Source organism: Tenacibaculum larymnensis, assembly GCF_028829235.1.
In the GTDB taxonomy this organism is placed as follows: Bacteria; Bacteroidota; Bacteroidia; order Flavobacteriales; family Flavobacteriaceae; genus Polaribacter; species Polaribacter larymnensis.
Map to the genome: position 1 here is coordinate 33,756 of NZ_JAIWJY010000006.1, position 24,111 is coordinate 57,866.

The window sequence follows — 24,111 nt, forward strand, 5'->3', positions numbered from 1 at the left end:
ACTATATTTTTATTGTATTTTTTTTCTTACTTTGGTTTTGCATCAACTCTACTTTTTTAAGAATTTCAACTTGTTCAGCAATATCTTTAACAGTTGATTTTGTGTAAAACTCTTGTAATTTTATTTCTACCGAGAAGGCCTTTTGTATTTTTTTTAATAAAGTCATTGCCTTTAAAGAGTCTCCTCCTAAATCAAAAAAGTCATCCAAAACCCCTATTTTCTTATACCCAAAAAAAGTTTCCCAAATAGAGCATATTTTTCTTTGTATCTCATTTTCTGGCTCTTCATATACTGTACTAATATCTGGCCTTTCAGTAATAAAGTCATCTTCTAAATTTTCATTATGAAATTCTTCTTCCTTCTCAATTTCATTTATTGTTTTAATTTCTCTAACAGATGTAATTAACTGAGGTTCTTTCCCTATTATAAAAGATTTTTCGAAAACTTCTATCATTTCAGCATCACTTATTCTCTCCTCTACTAAGCCATCTAGATTAACAGAAAACCAGTTAGTAAGTTTATTTCTCTTTTGTTGAATAAACCCGTCTAAATACCTATTTGCACTTGCATAAGAAGTAAAAGTAAGTCCTCCTAAAATTGAAGATAAACTAGATGCAATCCAGACAAAACCTATAGGAAATTGTTTATTTAATGAGTATATATTATTTACTCCTAAAACTTTTGGAGTGAATTGCTGTTCAACATCACTTTGTGAAATATTCTCAAAAGTTTTAAAACTATCATGCTCTACTACACCTGCTGCATGAATAACACCTGTTATATCTCCATGCTCATTAGTTATGTTTTCAAATACCTTGTGTAATGAATCGTTATCTGATACATCAACTTGGCAGTAATAAATATTTTCAAATTCTTCCTGTAAATTTTTTAACAAGCTAATTTTACTATCTATTTTTGGATTCTTTCCTACATCGTAACCTTCAATATTTGTTCTTCCTAATAAGATAATTGTTCCTTTATATTTTTCACTTAAATACCTGGTTAATATTCCTCCTAGCTTTCCTAGTCCTCCAGTAATTATATAAAGTCCATTCTCTTTTAAAGTCTCTTCATTTGAATGTTTAGGTAGCTTTACATTATCATAGAACAATTCCCATCTTTGATCTTTCCTATATGCTATGTTAATTGAGCTTTTATCACCTTTAATTTCATCAATTATACTTGTAGCACTCACATTAAACTTGTTGTTAAAAATATCAATACTAGAAACTTTAATTTTAGGGTTTTCCTGTTCTAATACCTGTAGTAAACTATTAGATATTACTGCTTTGGCATCTAATATTTCATCTCCATAAATATTATTCCCATACTCTAATAAAAAAGTAACCTTATTACCTATTTCTCCTGCTAAGTTTATTGTTAGTTTACCCACCTCAATAAGATGAAGAAAATAATCAGTTACGGTTATTTCATCTTTTGTTTTCCAACTATAAATAATATGATCTATTCTATTAAAGTTCCTTTTTAGCTCTTCATAAAGGGCTAAATAATTCTCCTTATTTTGAAAGTTTATACAATAATTATAGTCATCATATTTTAAAAAATCTTCTCCCTTTGTAACTTTAACAACCTGATTCCTTTCATTTTCTAAAATTTTAACCACATCTTCAATTAGTGGTTCATCATTTATGAAAACCAAATATTTTTTAGATTTATCTTGGGTAAGTTCTGAATTTAAAAAAGTACTTCTTTTCCAATTTGGAAAATAAAACCACTCAGATATATTCCTTTTCATCCCTGGAAAAAGTTCTACCTTTCCTTTTATTTCTTCTAATGGGTTTACACTGCTTTCAAAATTCTTTTCATCAAAGCAATATGTAGGTGCTGAAATTTTATTTCTTTTATCATCACTATAATACTCTTCCCAATTAACTGAACATCCTAAAGCCCACAGTTTGGCTAGAGAAGATTCAAATAAACTCACTTCTCTTTCAATATTTTTAGGATGAGAAATCATTGATATTGTACATTCTGAACCTAAGTTAAAGTTTGGATGCTGCTTACTAAACGTTTCTAAAGTATTGCCTGGACCTAATTCAATGAATACTGATTCTTTATAATTACTTAAAATAGTTGTAATCCCGTCATAAAAACATACAGTCTCTCTTAGATGGCGACACCAATATTCAGGTGATATCATATCATTTGAAGAGATTATTTTACCTGTCAAGTTAGATACGATTTTGTATTTTGGACTAGAAAACTTCACCTCTTTTAAAAACTCTCCAAAAACATCTAAAATAGGATTCATCATTTTAGAATGAAATGCATGAGATGTTTTTAATTTTTTGTGAGGTACATTTATACTTTCCAAATAGGTAGCATAATCTTCAATAATTTTTTCTTCTCCAGAAACAACACAGGAAGTTATTGTATTTATTACTGCAATGCTCAATTCTTTTGGTAAAGATTCTTCTATTTTATCTGAAGATTCTCCTACAGCTAACATTACTCCTTTCGGCAAAGCATTCATCAACTCAGCTCTTTTTACAATAATTCTTAATGCATCTTCTAATGTAAAAACCTCACTGATACATGCTGCAACATATTCTCCTAAGCTATGACCAATCATTGCTGTTGGCTCAATTCCAAACAATATCATTTGCTTAGCTAGTGCATATTCTACCAAAAACAAGAGTGGCTGCGTGTATTTTGTTTCGTTTATTAAATTTTTATCGAATGATTCTTTTGATTCATACCCTAGTATTTCTTTATAGCTTTCTCCAGTCAAAGCTTCTAAATAACTTAGCCCACTGTTAATTATACTTTTGAAATAAGAATTTTCTTTATAAAGCCTTTCTGCCATTCCAAAATACTGACTCCCTTGCCCAGAAAATAGAAAAATAATTGGTCTCTGTTTTGCCTTTGTAATAGAATTTTCAATAATCTCTGTTTGCTCTAACATTTTAAGAACAGATGCAGAATCCTTTGCTACTATTGTATTTCTATAAGTAAAGGGTTTTCTTCCTATACTTAAAGTATAAGCTAGATCTTTCAACTCTCCTTTTCCTTCCTTTAAAAACTCTGATATTTTTCTTTGATATGATAAAAGAGACTTTTTCGTTTTTGCAGAAAACGGAACTATATAAAATTTTTTTTCTTTATTTATTTTAGATAGAACTGGAGGTTCCTCCATAACAACATGTACATTAGTACCTCCAATTCCAAAACTACTTACTCCAGCTCTTAATGGATATTCGTTATCTGACTCCCAATTCTTTAACTGATCATTTACATAAAATGGCCCTTCATTAAAATTAATTTCTTGGTTTGGGGTATTAAAATGTAAAGATTTAGGAATTTTTTTATTCTTCAGAGCCAATGTTGTTTTTAACAAGCCTGCTATTCCCGCTGCAGCATCTAAATGTCCCATATTGGACTTAACCGAACCAATAGCACATTTATGTTCTGTATTGTAATTAAACGCTTTATTCAGAGCTTCTATTTCTATTGGATCACCCAACTTTGTTGCTGTACCATGTGTTTCTATATATGAAATTGATTCTAAAGGTATATTAGCTATTCGATGAGCCAACTTTATACATGTGGATTGTCCTTTAACACTTGGAGCCGTATAACCAATCCTTTCTCTTCCATCATTATTTACAGCTGATGATTTTATTATGGCATAAATATTATCTCTATCATTTATGGCTTCTTCTAATCTTTTTAAAACTACAACAGCTCCTCCATTTCCTCCAACAGTTCCAGAAGAATTCTGATCAAAAGGTCTGCAATGTCCATCTTTAGAAGAAATCATTCCTTCTTGATAAAAGTAGCCCTTGTTTTTTGTACTATCAAGGCTAATTCCAGCAGCCATTGCCATATTACATTCTTTTAATAATAAGCTTCTACAAGCAACATGTAATGATGCCAAAGAACTTGAACATGCCGTATCAATTAGTAAACTTGGTCCTTTAAAATCTAAGTTATAAGAGACTAAAGTGTGAGCAAAGTTTTTATTCGATAGCTGAGATTGGTAAAAAGAATTTACTTTAGAATTTGGATGTAACATAGAATGTACCTGCCAATTTAAATTATCAGAGATAGATGTATACATTCCTATTTTTCCTTTATAAGTATCAATATTGCATGCAGCGTCTTCTAATGCTGTCCATGTTAACTGATGTAGCATTCTTGTTTGCGGATCCATACAACTTGCTTCTTCTTTTGTGTATCCAAAAAAAGCATAGTCAAAACCGCCTAACTCTTCTATTTCAGCTTTTACTTTTATAAACTCTTTATTCTTAATAGTAGCATCTGAAATACCAAACTCTTTCAACTCTTTATCTGAATAGAAATGAAGTAACTCATTTCCTTCAATCAAGTTTTCCCAAAACTCAGATATATTCTTAGACTGTGGGAATTCACAAGAAATACCTATTACAGCAATGTCCTTTTTATTAATTTGTCTCTGTTTTTCCATGATTTCTTTTTATTCTTCCATTAAATCAAGCATATCTTCAAACTCTTGTGCTATATTTTCATCTTGTAAATCTTCATTTTCTTCTTCATTTTTGAAAAGATAAAGTGTAAGTTCTTTAATATTAGGATACTGAAATAATACTACTGGTTTAACTTTTAAATCAAACTTTTGATTTAAAACATTAATGAATTTCATTAATTTAATAGAGTTCATTCCTAAATCAAAAAAGTTATCTAATACCCCAATTTTATTACTATCTATTCCTAATTGATTTGATAATATTTTTATCAAACCTTCTTCATTACCATTTTGAGGAGCCACATATTCAATCCCTGTATTCATACTCATTCCATCAGGTAGTGGCAAAGATTTTTTATCAATTTTTCCATTTGTTGTTATAGGTAATTCGTCTATTTGAATAAAGTAAGTAGGTACCATATACCTTGGTAATCTCTCTACTAGATACTTTCTTAATTCTGAAGATTGCAATTTTTCATTAGAAGTTATATAAGCTACTAACTCTTTTCCTTCATTTTCTTTATTAAATACTGTAACATAGGATTGTTTAATACCACTTTTTTCTTTGAGCTTACTCGCTACTTCTTCTAGTTCTATCCTATACCCATTAATTTTAACTTGATCGTCTTTTCTTCCGACAAAAACGATATTTCCTTCTGTTGTCCAATAACCTAAATCCCCAGTTTTATAAAGAGTTTCTTCTTTAACATACGTGGTTTTGATAAACTTTTCTTTGGTCAACTCTGGCTTATTTAAATAACCTCTTGCAACTCCATAACCACTAATGTAAATTTCACCTACAACTTCCTTAGGCACAATACCTCCTTCATTATCGACAACATATAAATTGACATTATGTATAGGCTTACCTATTGGAAGAGATGTACAATTTAAATCTGCTTCTTTTCCTATTTTAAAAATTGTTCCGCAAATACTTGTTTCCGTTGGTCCATAAGCGTTAAAATAATCTCCTTTTTTCATTTCAAGATATTCTTTAACCTTACCGTAATCAGGAGATTCTCCAGCTGTTATTAAAGAAACCATACCTTCTAATGAATTAACATCCATATATCTTAAGTAAGCGGGGGGAATTGTTGCTATATCAATACGTCTATCAACAATAAATTCTTCTAAATTTTTTGGATTTTCTCTGACTTCATCAGTTACTATATGAAGAGTTGTTCCCGATAATAAGCTTATAAATATCTCTGAAACTGAAGCATCAAATGAAAAAGAGGCAAATTGTAAACTATTTTTACAATTATTTAGATTAAATATTTCTATTTGAGATAAAATAGTGTTAACAATGTTCCTATGTTCAATCATTACCCCTTTAGGTTTCCCTGTTGATCCTGAGGTGTATATTATATAAGCCAAATCTTCAGCCAATGGTTGCTCTACTAAAGCTAATTTTGAATACTCTTCTTGTGTATCTTTAAAGTCTTTTAATAAACTATCTTCTACACAAACCTTACAACCACTATCTTCTAGAATATATGCCTTTCTAGACTCTGGATAATGGACATCTATTGGAACATAAGCTCCTCCTGATTTTAATACTCCTAAAATACCTACAATCATCCATAGACCTCGCTCTAGTTTTAATCCCACCAAGTCTCCTCTACCTACGTTATGAACTGATTGTAAATAATGTCCTAATCTATTTGATAACTCATCTAATTCTTTATATGTTAAACTTTCTTCTTCATAAGAAACTGCTATCAAATCTGGGGTTGATAAAACTTGTGATTCAAACAAACTAACTAAAGTAGATTCTAAATCATAAGACATTTTGGTTGCGTTAAACAGTTCTAACTGTTCATGCTGTTCTTCTGCTGTTAAATATTCTAATGAGGATAATTTTAAATCTGGTGTCGTTATAAAGCTTCTTAATAATTGCTCAAAGTGAGATTTTATTAAACTCATTCGAGAACTTGAATAAACTCCTAAATCATATTCTAACCGAATGTGTAAACTGTCTCCTTGAGGATGAACTAATATTCCAAAATCATAATGGGTCTGCTCAAAACTATCTGCCTCTGTTATAGTTAATGATAAATCTGATTCGCCTTGTTTGATCGATTCTTGTAAAGCAAAATTCTCAAACACTAAAACATGGTTTATTAAATCCATTCCTAAACCACTATTTGACTGAACTTCTGATAAATTTAAGTAGTGATGAGATTGCCCTGTTATTGAATCTTGATGAACTTGGTTTAATAAATCTAATCCAGTTGTTAATGAATTATATTTTATTCGAACTGGAATTGTATTTATAAACAACCCAACCATATGTTCTACTCCTGATAAAGACCCTGGTCTTCCTGAAACTACACTTCCAAAAACTACATCTTGGCTATTGTTATATTTTGATAATAAATATCCCCAAACTCCTTGTATAAAAGTATTCTGCGTTATAGAGTGTTGTTTACATAACGTTGATAATGATTCGTATAAAGAAGATTCAATAACAATATCTTCACTTCCTCGAACTCCTTGTTGAGCTATATCTCCACTGTCTTTATAAGGTAAGCTTGCTATCTCATCGTAAGATGATAAATAACCTTTCCAATAAGATAATGATTGGCTTTGATCTAATTGACTTAACCATTCTATATAACGTGAGTAAGCTAATGGTTTGTTTAAGTTATGAGGCACCCCTTTTTGGATAGAGTTTAAAATTTGATAGTATTCATTAAGTAAAATACTTATACACCATCCATCCATCAAAATATGATGAAAACTCCAAATAAACTCATAATCACCCAAACCATAATCTAAAACGGTTAATCGCATCTGTGAACGTGATGATAAGTCAAAGCCTAACAAACGATCTTCTTCCTTCAATTTGTCTACACAACTATCTGATGAATTTTCTGTTACTTGCTCCACTCTAAAATTAACGTCGCCTTCTTTATACACAACCTGTAAAGGAATACCATTATAGTCATTAGTAAAACCTGTACGTAAAACATCATGACGTGACTGTAGTATCTCATAAGCCTGCTTTGCTTGCGCTAGATCTAAAGTTTTTGATGATAGTTTATACGATAACTGCTCAAAATATAAGCTTGATGAAACATCTTGAAGCCAATGGTAATACATACCTTGCTGTAATGGAGATAATTCATAAACATCTAGTATCTCGTAGTTTTTTGTTATGGATGATAACGATGGTAACGATAGTGATTTATATGTTAAATCTGACGGTGTTAAATAGTATCCTTCTTTTTCTTCTAATTGACTTATTAAGTTCTTTAATGCTAATTCATAAGTATCAATCATTATTTTAATTGTCGACTCTTCATATTGTAAAGAACTATAATGAACATATATCTGTAATTGCCCTGAAACTATTGCTCCTGAGATACGTAGTGGTATACTGCTCGACTCTTCTACTGAAACATCTCGTCCTAAACTTATATCACTAAAACTAAATAATCCTCCATCTTGCTTCTTAAATTCATTTCCAAACGCTCCTAAATAATTAAACTGAATTGTTGGGTGTATTTCTTGTAAACTAACTTCTTCTGATAAATACTTTAACATACCATAGCCTATACCTTTGTTTGGTATGCTTCGTAAAGAATCTTTTACTTTTATTAAAACTTTAGACAGGTCTTCTGTAGAATCTACATTTAATAAAAAAGGGTATAAACTTGTAAACCAACCTACTGTTCTTGTTACATCTACATCTTCTGTAAAAGACAATCTACCATGTCCTTCTAATTCAAGTAACGTTTCTTTAACTCCAAATGTCTTGGATAAACTCACTCCTAAACATGCTAATAAAACGTCTTGAATATTGGTAGAATAGTGACTATGAATTTCTCCTTCTAGCAAGTTCGTATAAATTTCAGATAACCTAAAACCTTGCTTACTATCAATTACAATAGGTGTTTTTGTAGTATAATCTACTGGAAAAGTAGTTATTTCTTTTGTTAATAATTTCTCCCAATAAGACAACTCTTTTGCTACTAATGTCTCTTTACTGTACTTATACTGCTCCTTACTCCATTGCTGATAAGAACTTGTTTTTAAAGGCAATTCTTCTTGTATCCCTTTAACCAAATTGGTATATAAACTTGATAAGTCTTCTAGTAAAATTCGCCATGAAACACCATCTACAACCAAGTGATGGATAACAATACCTAGGTAATCTCCTTCTGATGTTGCTATATGAGCTACTTTTACTAAATCTCCTGTAAGGATATTTACACTACTTTGTAACTCTTCTCCTACACGCGTTATTTCTGAAGTTAAATCTTCTACTCCTGTTAAATCATAATATTGAACTATTGATGAATAGTCTAATTCCTCTCTATTATACTGACTCCATGAAGATTCTTTACTAAAAATCATACGTAAAGCATCATGATGAGTCAACAGTTTTGAAATACTCTCTCCTAAAAACTCTTTATCTATTGCTAATTTACTCTTTAGTAAAACTGATTGGTTATAATGGTTGGTATTAACGATACCTGAGTCTTTGAAAAAATGTTGTTGAATAGGTGATAAAACTACATCTCCTTTTACAACCGATTGATCTTGAGATGTTACTTCTTTTTTTATGTATAATGATAAATCTGATAAAACTGGATGGGATAAAATATCTGAAACTCCTAATTGATATCCCAATGCTTTTAATCGAGATACTACTTGAATTGATTTTATCGAATCGCCTCCTAAATTATAAAAATTATCTAATACACTTATTCTTTCTCGTTGTAAAACCGATTCACAAACTTCTAGTAATACCTTTTCCTCTTCGTTTCGTGCTGATAAAAATTCTTCTCGTAGCATGTCTGAATCGCTCACCTCTGGCAATGATGATCGTGAAACCTTACCATTTGAGGTTAACGGAATAGCGTCTATAGAAACATAATAATGGGGAACCATATATGATGGTAATCGTGACTCCAACTCCTTACGTAATCTTATTCCTTCTACATTCCCTACAAAATAGGCTACTAATACAGCTTCTCCTGATACTTCTTTAATCGATACGACACACGACTCTACTCCTTCTATAGAGTCCAACTCTACTTCTATTTCCCCTAACTCTATTCGATGCCCTCGTATTTTTACCTGATCGTCTATACGTCCTATATATTCTAAAACGCCTCCTGGTAACCAACGGCAAATATCTCCGGTTTTGTACAAACACTCTCCTTCTTTAAATGGATGGGATATAAAACGTTCTGCCGTTAATTCTGGACGGTGTAAATACCCGCGTGATAAACCTGAACCTGATATATATAACTCTCCTAAAACTCCTTCTGCTACTAAACTCAACGAATCATCTAATACATAAACCTCTGTATTGCCTATAGGTTTTCCGATTGGGTATATATTATTATTGATATATTGATTTTCAAAATGATATTCTATTGAGGTAACTGTAGTTTCTGTAGGTCCGTACTCATTATAAAAATAAGCTACTTCTCCCAATTTCTTTGCTAACTCAGATGAACAAGCCTCTCCTCCTGCAATAATTCTTTTCAGTTTTGTATCTCTTGTTAATGTTAAAGCTTTCAAATAACTTGGAGTCGCATGTAAATGTGTTATCTCTTTTTTTATAATTATTTTCTCAAAAGTTGTTGGCTCTAAAATATCCTCTCGTGATACTAAAACCAATTCAGAACCATTTAAAATCGCTAAAAATATTTGCTCTACAGATGCATCAAACGAAATGTTTGAAAACTGCAATACTTTTTCCGTCTCATCTATTTTGAATTTATTAGTCTGAGAAATTATTAGATTCACCACATTTCTATGTTCAATCATTACCCCTTTAGGTTTCCCTGTTGATCCTGAGGTGTATATTATATAAGCCAAATCTTCAGCCAATGGTTGCTCTACTAAAGCTAATTTTGAATACTCTTCTTGTGTATCTTTAAAGTCTTTTAATAAACTATCTTCTACACAAACCTTACAACCACTATCTTCTAGAATATATGCCTTTCTAGACTCTGGATAATGGACATCTATTGGAACATAAGCTCCTCCTGATTTTAATACTCCTAAAATACCTACAATCATCCATAGACCTCGCTCTAGTTTTAATCCCACCAAGTCTCCTCTACCTACGTTATGAACTGATTGTAAATAATGTCCTAATCTATTTGATAACTCATCTAATTCTTTATATGTTAAACTTTCTTCTTCATAAGAAACTGCTATCAAATCTGGGGTTGATAAAACTTGTGATTCAAACAAACTAACTAAAGTAGATTCTAAATCATAAGACATTTTGGTTGCGTTAAACAGTTCTAACTGTTCATGCTGTTCTTCTGCTGTTAAATATTCTAATGAGGATAATTTTAAATCTGGTGTCGTTATAAAGCTTCTTAATAATTGCTCAAAGTGAGATTTTATTAAACTCATTCGAGAACTTGAATAAACTCCTAAATCATATTCTAACCGAATGTGTAAACTGTCTCCTTGAGGATGAACTAATATTCCAAAATCATAATGGGTCTGCTCAAAACTATCTGCCTCTGTTATAGTTAATGATAAATCTGATTCGCCTTGTTTGATCGATTCTTGTAAAGCAAAATTCTCAAACACTAAAACATGGTTTATTAAATCCATTCCTAAACCACTATTTGACTGAACTTCTGATAAATTTAAGTAGTGATGAGATTGCCCTGTTATTGAATCTTGATGAACTTGGTTTAATAAATCTAATCCAGTTGTTAATGAATTATATTTTATTCGAACTGGAATTGTATTTATAAACAACCCAACCATATGTTCTACTCCTGATAAAGACCCTGGTCTTCCTGAAACTACACTTCCAAAAACTACATCTTGGCTATTGTTATATTTTGATAATAAATATCCCCAAACTCCTTGTATAAAAGTATTCTGCGTTATAGAGTGTTGTTTACATAACGTTGATAATGATTCGTATAAAGAAGATTCAATAACAATATCTTCACTTCCTCGAACTCCTTGTTGAGCTATATCTCCACTGTCTTTATAAGGTAAGCTTGCTATCTCATCGTAAGATGATAAATAACCTTTCCAATAAGATAATGATTGGCTTTGATCTAATTGACTTAACCATTCTATATAACGTGAGTAAGCTAATGGTTTGTTTAAGTTATGAGGCACCCCTTTTTGGATAGAGTTTAAAATTTGATAGTATTCATTAAGTAAAATACTTATACACCATCCATCCATCAAAATATGATGAAAACTCCAAATAAACTCATAATCACCCAAACCATAATCTAAAACGGTTAATCGCATCTGTGAACGTGATGATAAGTCAAAGCCTAACAAACGATCTTCTTCCTTCAATTTGTCTACACAACTATCTGATGAATTTTCTGTTACTTGCTCCACTCTAAAATTAACGTCGCCTTCTTTATACACAACCTGTAAAGGAATACCATTATAGTCATTAGTAAAACCTGTACGTAAAACATCATGACGTGACTGTAGTATCTCATAAGCCTGCTTTGCTTGCGCTAGATCTAAAGTTTTTGATGATAGTTTATACGATAACTGCTCAAAATATAAGCTTGATGAAACATCTTGAAGCCAATGGTAATACATACCTTGCTGTAATGGAGATAATTCATAAACATCTAGTATCTCGTAGTTTTTTGTTATGGATGATAACGATGGTAACGATAGTGATTTATATGTTAAATCTGACGGTGTTAAATAGTATCCTTCTTTTTCTTCTAATTGACTTATTAAGTTCTTTAATGCTAATTCATAAGTATCAATCATTATTTTAATTGTCGACTCTTCATATTGTAAAGAACTATAATGAACATATATCTGTAATTGCCCTGAAACTATTGCTCCTGAGATACGTAGTGGTATACTGCTCGACTCTTCTACTGAAACATCTCGTCCTAAACTTATATCACTAAAACTAAATAATCCTCCATCTTGCTTCTTAAATTCATTTCCAAACGCTCCTAAATAATTAAACTGAATTGTTGGGTGTATTTCTTGTAAACTAACTTCTTCTGATAAATACTTTAACATACCATAGCCTATACCTTTGTTTGGTATGCTTCGTAAAGAATCTTTTACTTTTATTAAAACTTTAGACAGGTCTTCTGTAGAATCTACATTTAATAAAAAAGGGTATAAACTTGTAAACCAACCTACTGTTCTTGTTACATCTACATCTTCTGTAAAAGACAATCTACCATGTCCTTCTAATTCAAGTAACGTTTCTTTAACTCCAAATGTCTTGGATAAACTCACTCCTAAACATGCTAATAAAACGTCTTGAATATTGGTAGAATAGTGACTATGAATTTCTCCTTCTAGCAAGTTCGTATAAATTTCAGATAACCTAAAACCTTGCTTACTATCAATTACAATAGGTGTTTTTGTAGTATAATCTACTGGAAAAGTAGTTATTTCTTTTGTTAATAATTTCTCCCAATAAGACAACTCTTTTGCTACTAATGTCTCTTTACTGTACTTATACTGCTCCTTACTCCATTGCTGATAAGAACTTGTTTTTAAAGGCAATTCTTCTTGTATCCCTTTAACCAAATTGGTATATAAACTTGATAAGTCTTCTAGTAAAATTCGCCATGAAACACCATCTACAACCAAGTGATGGATAACAATACCTAGGTAATCTCCTTCTGATGTTGCTATATGAGCTACTTTTACTAAATCTCCTGTAAGGATATTTACACTACTTTGTAACTCTTCTCCTACACGCGTTATTTCTGAAGTTAAATCTTCTACTCCTGTTAAATCATAATATTGAACTATTGATGAATAGTCTAATTCCTCTCTATTATACTGACTCCATGAAGATTCTTTACTAAAAATCATACGTAAAGCATCATGATGAGTCAACAGTTTTGAAATACTCTCTCCTAAAAACTCTTTATCTATTGCTAATTTACTCTTTAGTAAAACTGATTGGTTATAATGGTTGGTATTAACGATACCTGAGTCTTTGAAAAAATGTTGTTGAATAGGTGATAAAACTACATCTCCTTTTACAACCGATTGATCTTGAGATGTTACTTCTTTTTTTATGTATAATGATAAATCTGATAAAACTGGATGGGATAAAATATCTGAAACTCCTAATTGATATCCCAATGCTTTTAATCGAGATACTACTTGAATTGATTTTATCGAATCGCCTCCTAAATTATAAAAATTATCTAATACACTTATTCTTTCTCGTTGTAAAACCGATTCACAAACTTCTAGTAATACCTTTTCCTCTTCGTTTCGTGCTGATAAAAATTCTTCTCGTAGCATGTCTGAATCGCTCACCTCTGGCAATGATGATCGTGAAACCTTACCATTTGAGGTTAACGGAATAGCGTCTATAGAAACATAATAATGGGGAACCATATATGATGGTAATCGTGACTCCAACTCCTTACGTAATCTTATTCCTTCTACATTCCCTACAAAATAGGCTACTAATACAGCTTCTCCTGATACTTCTTTAATCGATACGACACACGACTCTACTCCTTCTATAGAGTCCAACTCTACTTCTATTTCCCCTAACTCTATTCGATGCCCTCGTATTTTTACCTGATCGTCTATACGTCCTATATATTCTAAAACGCCTCCTGGTAACCAACGGCAAATATCTCCGGTTTTGTACAAACACTCTCCTTCTTTAAATGGATGGGATATAAAACGTTCTGCCGTTAATTCTGGACGGTGTAAATACCCGCGTGATAAACCTGAACCTGATATATATAACTCTCCTAAAACTCCTTCTGCTACTAAACTCAACGAATCATCTAATACATAAACCTCTGTATTGCCTATAGGTTTTCCGATTGGGTATATATTATTATTGATATATTGATTTTCAAAATGATATTCTATTGAGGTAACTGTAGTTTCTGTAGGTCCGTACTCATTATAAAAATAAGCTACTTCTCCCAATTTCTTTGCTAACTCAGATGAACAAGCCTCTCCTCCTGCAATAATTCTTTTCAGTTTTGTATCTCTTGTTAATGTTAAAGCTTTCAAATAACTTGGAGTCGCATGTAAATGTGTTATCTCTTTTTTTATAATTATTTTCTCAAAAGTTGTTGGCTCTAAAATATCCTCTCGTGATACTAAAACCAATTCAGAACCATTTAAAATCGCTAAAAATATTTGCTCTACAGATGCATCAAACGAAATGTTTGAAAACTGCAATACTTTTTCCGTCTCATCTATTTTGAATTTATTAGTCTGAGAAATTATTAGATTCACCACATTTCTATGTTCAATCATTACCCCTTTAGGTTTCCCTGTTGATCCTGAGGTGTATATTATATAAGCCAAATCTTCAGCCAATGGTTGCTCTACTAAAGCTAATTTTGAATACTCTTCTTGTGTATCTTTAAAGTCTTTTAATAAACTATCTTCTACACAAACCTTACAACCACTATCTTCTAGAATATATGCCTTTCTAGACTCTGGATAATGGACATCTATTGGAACATAAGCTCCTCCTGATTTTAATACTCCTAAAATACCTACAATCATCCATAGACCTCGCTCTAGTTTTAATCCCACCAAGTCTCCTCTACCTACGTTATGAACTGATTGTAAATAATGTCCTAATCTATTTGATAACTCATCTAATTCTTTATATGTTAAACTTTCTTCTTCATAAGAAACTGCTATCAAATCTGGGGTTGATAAAACTTGTGATTCAAACAAACTAACTAAAGTAGATTCTAAATCATAAGACATTTTGGTTGCGTTAAACAGTTCTAACTGTTCATGCTGTTCTTCTGCTGTTAAATATTCTAATGAGGATAATTTTAAATCTGGTGTCGTTATAAAGCTTCTTAATAATTGCTCAAAGTGAGATTTTATTAAACTCATTCGAGAACTTGAATAAACTCCTAAATCATATTCTAACCGAATGTGTAAACTGTCTCCTTGAGGATGAACTAATATTCCAAAATCATAATGGGTCTGCTCAAAACTATCTGCCTCTGTTATAGTTAATGATAAATCTGATTCGCCTTGTTTGATCGATTCTTGTAAAGCAAAATTCTCAAACACTAAAACATGGTTTATTAAATCCATTCCTAAACCACTATTTGACTGAACTTCTGATAAATTTAAGTAGTGATGAGATTGCCCTGTTATTGAATCTTGATGAACTTGGTTTAATAAATCTAATCCAGTTGTTAATGAATTATATTTTATTCGAACTGGAATTGTATTTATAAACAACCCAACCATATGTTCTACTCCTGATAAAGACCCTGGTCTTCCTGAAACTACACTTCCAAAAACTACATCTTGGCTATTGTTATATTTTGATAATAAATATCCCCAAACTCCTTGTATAAAAGTATTCTGCGTTATAGAGTGTTGTTTACATAACGTTGATAATGATTCGTATAAAGAAGATTCAATAACAATATCTTCACTTCCTCGAACTCCTTGTTGAGCTATATCTCCACTGTCTTTATAAGGTAAGCTTGCTATCTCATCGTAAGATGATAAATAACCTTTCCAATAAGATAATGATTGGCTTTGATCTAATTGACTTAACCATTCTATATAACGTGAGTAAGCTAATGGTTTGTTTAAGTTATGAGGCACCCCTTTTTGGATAGAGTTTAAAATTTGATAGTATTCATTAAGTAAAATACTTATACACCATCCATCCATCAAAATATGATGAAAACTCCAAATAAACTCATAATCACCCAAACCATAATCTAAAACGGTTAATCGCATCTGTGAACGTGATGATAAGTCAAAGCCTAACAAACGATCTTCTTCCTTCAATTTGTCTACACAACTATCTGATGAATTTTCTGTTACTTGCTCCACTCTAAAATTAACGTCGCCTTCTTTATACACAACCTGTAAAGGAATACCATTATAGTCATTAGTAAAACCTGTACGTAAAACATCATGACGTGACTGTAGTATCTCATAAGCCTGCTTTGCTTGCGCTAGATCTAAAGTTTTTGATGATAGTTTATACGATAACTGCTCAAAATATAAGCTTGATGAAACATCTTGAAGCCAATGGTAATACATACCTTGCTGTAATGGAGATAATTCATAAACATCTAGTATCTCGTAGTTTTTTGTTATGGATGATAACGATGGTAACGATAGTGATTTATATGTTAAATCTGACGGTGTTAAATAGTATCCTTCTTTTTCTTCTAATTGACTTATTAAGTTCTTTAATGCTAATTCATAAGTATCAATCATTATTTTAATTGTCGACTCTTCATATTGTAAAGAACTATAATGAACATATATCTGTAATTGCCCTGAAACTATTGCTCCTGAGATACGTAGTGGTATACTGCTCGACTCTTCTACTGAAACATCTCGTCCTAAACTTATATCACTAAAACTAAATAATCCTCCATCTTGCTTCTTAAATTCATTTCCAAACGCTCCTAAATAATTAAACTGAATTGTTGGGTGTATTTCTTGTAAACTAACTTCTTCTGATAAATACTTTAACATACCATAGCCTATACCTTTGTTTGGTATGCTTCGTAAAGAATCTTTTACTTTTATTAAAACTTTAGACAGGTCTTCTGTAGAATCTACATTTAATAAAAAAGGGTATAAACTTGTAAACCAACCTACTGTTCTTGTTACATCTACATCTTCTGTAAAAGACAATCTACCATGTCCTTCTAATTCAAGTAACGTTTCTTTAACTCCAAATGTCTTGGATAAACTCACTCCTAAACATGCTAATAAAACGTCTTGAATATTGGTAGAATAGTGACTATGAATTTCTCCTTCTAGCAAGTTCGTATAAATTTCAGATAACCTAAAACCTTGCTTACTATCAATTACAATAGGTGTTTTTGTAGTATAATCTACTGGAAAAGTAGTTATTTCTTTTGTTAATAATTTCTCCCAATAAGACAACTCTTTTGCTACTAATGTCTCTTTACTGTACTTATACTGCTCCTTACTCCATTGCTGATAAGAACTTGTTTTTAAAGGCAATTCTTCTTGTATCCCTTTAACCAAATTGGTATATAAACTTGATAAGTCTTCTAGTAAAATTCGCCATGAAACACCATCTACAACCAAGTGATGGATAACAATACCTAGGTAATCTCCTTCTGATGTTGCTATATGAGCTACTTTTACTAAATCTCCTGTAAGGATATTTACACTACTTTGTAACTCTTCTCCTACACGCGTTATTTCTGAAGTTAAATCTTCTACTCCTGTTAAATCATAATATTGAACTATTGATGAATAGTCTAATTCCTCTCTATTATACTGACTCCATGAAGATTCTTTACTAAAAATCATACGTAAAGCATCATGATGAGTCAACAGTTTTGAAATACTCTCTCCTAAAAACTCTTTATCTATTGCTAATTTACTCTTTAGTAAAACTGATTGGTTATAATGGTTGGTATTAACGATACCTGAGTCTTTGAAAAAATGTTGTTGAATAGGTGATAAAACTACATCTCCTTTTACAACCGATTGATCTTGAGATGTTACTTCTTTTTTTATGTATAATGATAAATCTGATAAAACTGGATGGGATAAAATATCTGAAACTCCTAATTGATATCCCAATGCTTTTAATCGAGATACTACTTGAATTGATTTTATCGAATCGCCTCCTAAATTATAAAAATTATCTAATACACTTATTCTTTCTCGTTGTAAAACCGATTCACAAACTTCTAGTAATACCTTTTCCTCTTCGTTTCGTGCTGATAAAAATTCTTCTCGTAGCATGTCTGAATCGCTCACCTCTGGCAATGATGATCGTGAAACCTTACCATTTGAGGTTAACGGAATAGCGTCTATAGAAACATAATAATGGGGAACCATATATGATGGTAATCGTGACTCCAACTCCTTACGTAATCTTATTCCTTCTACATTCCCTACAAAATAGGCTACTAATACAGCTTCTCCTGATACTTCTTTAATCGATACGACACACGACTCTACTCCTTCTATAGAGTCCAACTCTACTTCTATTTCCCCTAACTCTATTCGATGCCCTCGTATTTTTACCTGATCGTCTATACGTCCTATATATTCTAAAACGCCTCCTGGTAACCAACGGCAAATATCTCCGGTTTTGTACAAACACTCTCCTTCTTTAAATGGATGGGATATAAAACGTTCTGCCGTTAATTCTGGACGGTGTAAATACCCGCGTGATAAACCTGAACCTGATATATATAACTCTCCTAAAACTCCTTCTGCTACTAAACTCAACGAATCATCTAATACATAAACCTCTGTATTGCCTATAGGTTTTCCGATTAATATCTTTTCTTCTAAATTAACTGTATCCCAAACTATACACCCTACAGTAGCCTCAGTAGGACCATATTCATTAATAATCTTTGCTTTAGGATAATACTCTCGTAAAATATTTATATGACGATTTGTTAAAGCCTCCCCTCCAACAATTATTAATTCTTTTTTCCCTGGATTAAACTCCATGCTTCCCAATAAAATGATATGGGCAGGTGTTAGCTTAATACAAGGTATATCACTTTCAAAATAATACTTTAATGAATCGGAAACTATTTCGTTGCCCGAAAACACATTTAAAGTAGCTCCTGAAATTAAAGGTAAAAACAAACTAGTTATAGTAAGATCAAATGATAATGATGTAAATAAACCAAAATCCGTTTTCTCCTTTAATTCTTTCAAATAATAATCTTGTCCCCATTCTAAGTAATTTAACAGAGCATTATGCTCTATCATAACCCCTTTAGGTTTCCCTGTTGATCCTGAGGTGTAAATAACGTAAGCTAAATCTGTCGCTCGGGGTTTAAGAAGTTGTTTTGATTCTGAAAAATTAGCTTTATTCTGATTAAATTCATTTAAAATATCATCATCAACACTTAATTTACATTTACTATCACTTTGAATGTAATCTATTCTTGATTGAGGGTAGTTTGAATCTAAAGGAAGGTAAGCAGCTCCTATTTTTAAAATTCCTAAAATTACAACTATTGTATCTACACTTCTATCTATGTTTATTCCTACTAAATCCCCCTTTTTTATTTCATGATTATCAATTAAATAATGAGCAAACTTATTTGATAAAACATCTAACTCCCTATAGTCTAATGATTTTCCATTAAAATCCTTTAAGGCTATAGCATCTGGACTTTCATTAACTTGTTTGGTAAACAAATCAATTACTGATGTACTTTCTGAAAAATAAGCTTGAGTATCGTTATATGATTCTAATAACCTCGTTTCTTCCTCCTCAGAAAGGTACTCTATATTTTCAATTTCAATTTCAGGTTGAGAAATAACTATATCAAGAACCTGTTTAAAATGCTTTATTAATTGAGGTATTAATTCATTTTTATAAACATCTTTATTGTAATTGATTTGAAACCATAATTGACCTTTTCTTTCCTGAAAAAACATTTCTAAATCAAACTTTGATATAATTTCTTCAGAAACTTCTATAGTTTCACTTAATACTTCTTTTTCTCTTGTTTCTTCCACTTCACTAGTATTTTGTAATACTAGCATTACATCAAACACAGGGCTTCTATCTAAACTTTTTTCTACATCTAGCTCGTCTATTAACCTATCAAATGGATACATTTGATTTTCAAGAGCTTCTAATGTATTTTCATCTATTTGCTGAAAAATGTCTTGATAGCTTTGTTTAGGATTAATATAATTTCGTAGTGCTATGGTGTTTACAAAAAAACCTATCTGATCCTTTAAATCTTCATGCTCTCTTCCTGCTACGGATGTTCCTATAACTATATCATTGTTCCCTGAATATTTATGAAGGATTAAATTCCAAATACTTACTAATCCAACAAACAATGTACTTTGATTCTTTTGAACAAATTCTTTTATTTTTTTTGTTTGTTCTAAATTCAAAGTCCCTTGATAAGCACCACCATTGTATGTTTTAATTTTAGGTCTGTTTTTTTGATATGGTAAATCAAGTAATGGTATTTCTCCTTTTAGTTTTTCTAACCAAAAATCTCTATACTTTTTGTAGTTTACTCCCCTTACTTGCTCTTGCTGCCACGACGCATAATCTTTATATTGGATTTTCAATGATGGTAAATCAAGCTCACTAGCTTTAACCAAATTCTCGTAATATGCTAATACATCTCTTCTTAATATATCAATAGACCACCCATCACTAATTATGTGATGCATATTGTAATAAAAGACAGTTTTTTCATTTGAAAATTTAATAATACTTCCTCTAAAAAGAGGCCCAGAACTTAAGTTAAATGGTGTATTCTTATCTTTTCTTATGAATTCTAAGAATTCTTCATAAGGATTATCAAAAGAACTAAAATCTTTGTGAGCTACTTTAAATTCAAAATCATCTTTTTCAAGTATCTTTTGTACTACTTCTCCTTTAGAATTTGTTTTAAATACTGTCCTTAAAATTTCGTGTCTCTCTAAAACTAATTGAATAGCTTTTTCAAATTTTGACACATCATAATCACTATCTAATTCTAAATAAGACGCCATATTATAAGCAACCGAACTCTCTTCAAACTGACTTAGAACCCATAATCTTTTCTGACCATCTGATACTGGATAAAACTCTTGATGCTCTAATAGTTTTATTTCTGTAAAGTTATTTTTATCTGAAGCCTCAATCAATAAAGCCTGTTGTTCAAGAGTTGGATTTGCAAATATTTCCTTTAACTCTAATTTTACTTCAAAATCTTTATGAATGGCACTAATAAGCCTTGTTGCTTTTAAGCTATGCCCCCCCAGTTCGAAAAAATTATGCTCTATTCCAAATGACTCAGTATTCAGTACATTTTTCCAAATATTAAAAAGTTTAATTTGTACATCTGTAATTGGTCCTTTTATATCCTTTTCATTTTTTTCTATACTGTCAAATGGACTTGGTAAATTTACTTTATCAATTTTCCCATTAGAGTTTATTGGAATTTGATCCATTTCAATAAAAAATGTAGGCACCATATATTCTGGTACTTTACTACCTAAATGAAGTTTTAAACTATTAATGCTTTCATTTTTATCAAGAACCACATAAGCTGCTATTCCTTTGTCTCCATCGGAAAGTTCTACTAAGGTAATTGCACTCTCCTTAACTCCTTTGTATGAATCTATTTGTTTTTTTATTTCGTCTAACTCGATTCTATACCCTCTAATTTTAACTTGGTCATCAATCCTTCCCAAATATTCTAACTCTCTTGAAGGTAAAAATCTAGCTAAATCTCCAGTTCTGTACATAGTACTGTATTCATCAAAAGGACATGGTAAAAACTTCTCTTCTTGTTGATCTGGTCTATTTAAATATCCTCTCGCAACTCCATTTCCTGAAACATACAATTCACCAGGTCTTCCAAATGGTACTATTTGACCATCCTGATCAAGAATATAGCTATTCGCAAAAGATAAAGATCTACCTATATTACTTGTGGCTTTATCCATATCGTCGTTTGAAAGTTCTTTAAATGTGACATGTACAGTTGTTTCGGTTATTCCATACATATTTACTAAGGAAACTTCAGGGTTTTCTTCTCTCCATTTTTTTAACTTAATAGGATGTAAAGCTTCTCCTCCAAAAACTACATAGCGTAAAGTTGGCACTTTATAGTTTAATGCTATAAAATTATAGAATGCTGATGGTGTTTGACTAAAAACCGTAGAATTGTACTTATTCATTAATTTTATAGAAACCTCATGATCTCTTACCTCATCATTATTTAAAATCAGCACATTTGCCCCAGTAAGTAACGCCCCAAATATTTCCCATATGGAAAAATCAAAACAGTAAGAATGGAAAAAAGTCCAAGTGTCTTTTTCTGAAAACTCAAATTTATCATAACAAGAAGTCAACAAACTCAAAACATTCTTATGTTCTATCATTACCCCCTTAGGTTTTCCAGTTGTTCCAGAAGTGTAAATTATATATGCTAAATTTGAAGAACTTATTTGAACCTTTGATAAAACTATTGACTCTCTATTAATGTTCTCTTGGTTTTTATTAATGAAACTTTCATCTATTACTAATCTACATTCAGAATCTTCTATCATAAAGTTCTTTCGCTCATCAGGGTAATTAATATCTATAGGAACATAAGCTGCACCAGATTTTAAAACACCTATAATTGCAACTATTAGTTCGATAGATTTAGGAACAATAATCGCTACTCGATCTTCTGGTTTCACACCACAGCTATTAATCAAATAGTTCGCCAACTTCGTTGATTCATTATCTAAATCTTCATAGGTTACTTCTCCTAACGAACTACTAAGCGCTAACCTTGAACCAAACATTTTAACTTGTTTAGAAAATACATCTATTATTGAATCGGTTGAAACTTCCTGAATTGACGTACCTCCTATAGCTCTATTATATTCTTGTCCTGAAACAAGAGGTATTTCTTTTAAAATAACCTTATTATTTTTGACTATTCTATTTAGAATATCAATTGTTAAGTTTAGTAATGAATTTGCAGTTTCTTCTTGAAAATATAGTTCATTATATGTTAGCCCTAAATGAAAAAAATCATTTCTTTCTGTAACTAAAAGGTTAAAATCATACTTACCAAAACCTTTATTTACTATACTTTCGGTAATAAGGTTCCTTTCATAAGCTTCTTCTTTCTCATAGTTAAAAAATATATCAAACAATGCTGTTCTACTCATATCTTTCTTAGGATTGAGCTCTAGCACTAATTTATCAAAAGGCATTGTTTTATACCTTTCTGCTTCCTTTCTTCCTTCTTCAATTAAAAACAATAACTCTTTTATAGTTTTGTTTTTATCAACTTTTGAACGTAAAACAACTAAGTTCTCTATAGGGCCTACTAATTCTTTAATTTGGTCATTTCTCAAATCCATTAAAGTTCCTATAACAATATCATTTAATCCCGTTAATTTTGCCAATGCCATTTTATAAGCACTTAAAAACAACGTTTCTGTATTTAGATTATGACTATGAGCAAATTGAGATATCTCTTGTCGATCTAGCAATCTTAAAGTTGACTTTGCTTTATAAATATGTACTTGTTCTCTTTCAAAATCTGTTGGATAATACAATACTTGTAAATCATTCAGTTTTGACCTCCAGTAAAATAACAGTGACTCTAAATCTTCCTCGTTTAAGTTATTTTGCCAATTAGAAAAATGTTGGAATTGAATTTTATGATCATCTTCTGAAGTAGAATTCTCTAAGATTGATATCAACTGATTTTTAATTAACCCAATACTTTTTCTATCAATTAATGCATGATGAATTACAAAATAAATCAGAGTTTTATCTTTTAAATTTTCAAAATAACATTTTATTAGAAAATTATTATCAAAAGTAAAAGCTAACTCTTGTAAATCCTTTAGCTTAGATAACAAGTTTACTTCTTGCTTTAATATTTTATCTATTAAAACTTCATTTATGTTGTGAATTTCTTGAAAGATTGTTCCTTCAGACCTAGAAAAACTAGTTCTTAAAACTTCATTTTTTGATAGCAGCTCATAAACAGCTTTTTCAATATTTTCATATGACAACAGCTTTTTAACACTAAATATTAATGGTATATTGTGATAAACTGGTCCTTCAGGATATAAATCTCCTTTTTCAAAATAATCAATAAACCAAAGTCTTTGTTGATGGTAAGAACTTAATGTTTTCATTTTTATTTTTTTTACAACCATTCTTA

2 protein-coding genes are annotated in these 24,111 nt (G+C 30.9%); both read right to left on the reverse strand.

Annotated features, from left to right (window positions below; genetic code table 11):
• Nucleotide 1: 1 nt before the first annotated feature.
• The gene (locus tag LCI24_RS09985; protein WP_274640256.1) at nucleotides 2–4,447 is read right to left on the reverse strand and encodes an SDR family NAD(P)-dependent oxidoreductase; all 4,446 of its coding nucleotides are present in this window, start codon (nucleotides 4,445–4,447) and stop codon (nucleotides 2–4) included.
• Between the two features lie 9 nt (nucleotides 4,448–4,456).
• A complete protein-coding gene (locus LCI24_RS09990; protein ID WP_274640257.1) occupies nucleotides 4,457–24,085 on the reverse strand; it encodes a non-ribosomal peptide synthase/polyketide synthase in 19,629 nt (6,542 codons plus the stop codon).
• Between the last annotated feature and the right edge of the window lie 26 nt (nucleotides 24,086–24,111).

What these genes read in the sequence shown, in the direction of transcription:
- LCI24_RS09990 (WP_274640257.1), bottom strand. Translation starts at nt 24,085, where the DNA reads ATGAAAACATTAAGTTCTTACCATCAACAAAGACTTTGGTTTATTGAT.
- LCI24_RS09985 (WP_274640256.1), bottom strand. Translation starts at nt 4,447, where the DNA reads ATGGAAAAACAGAGACAAATTAATAAAAAGGACATTGCTGTAATAGGT.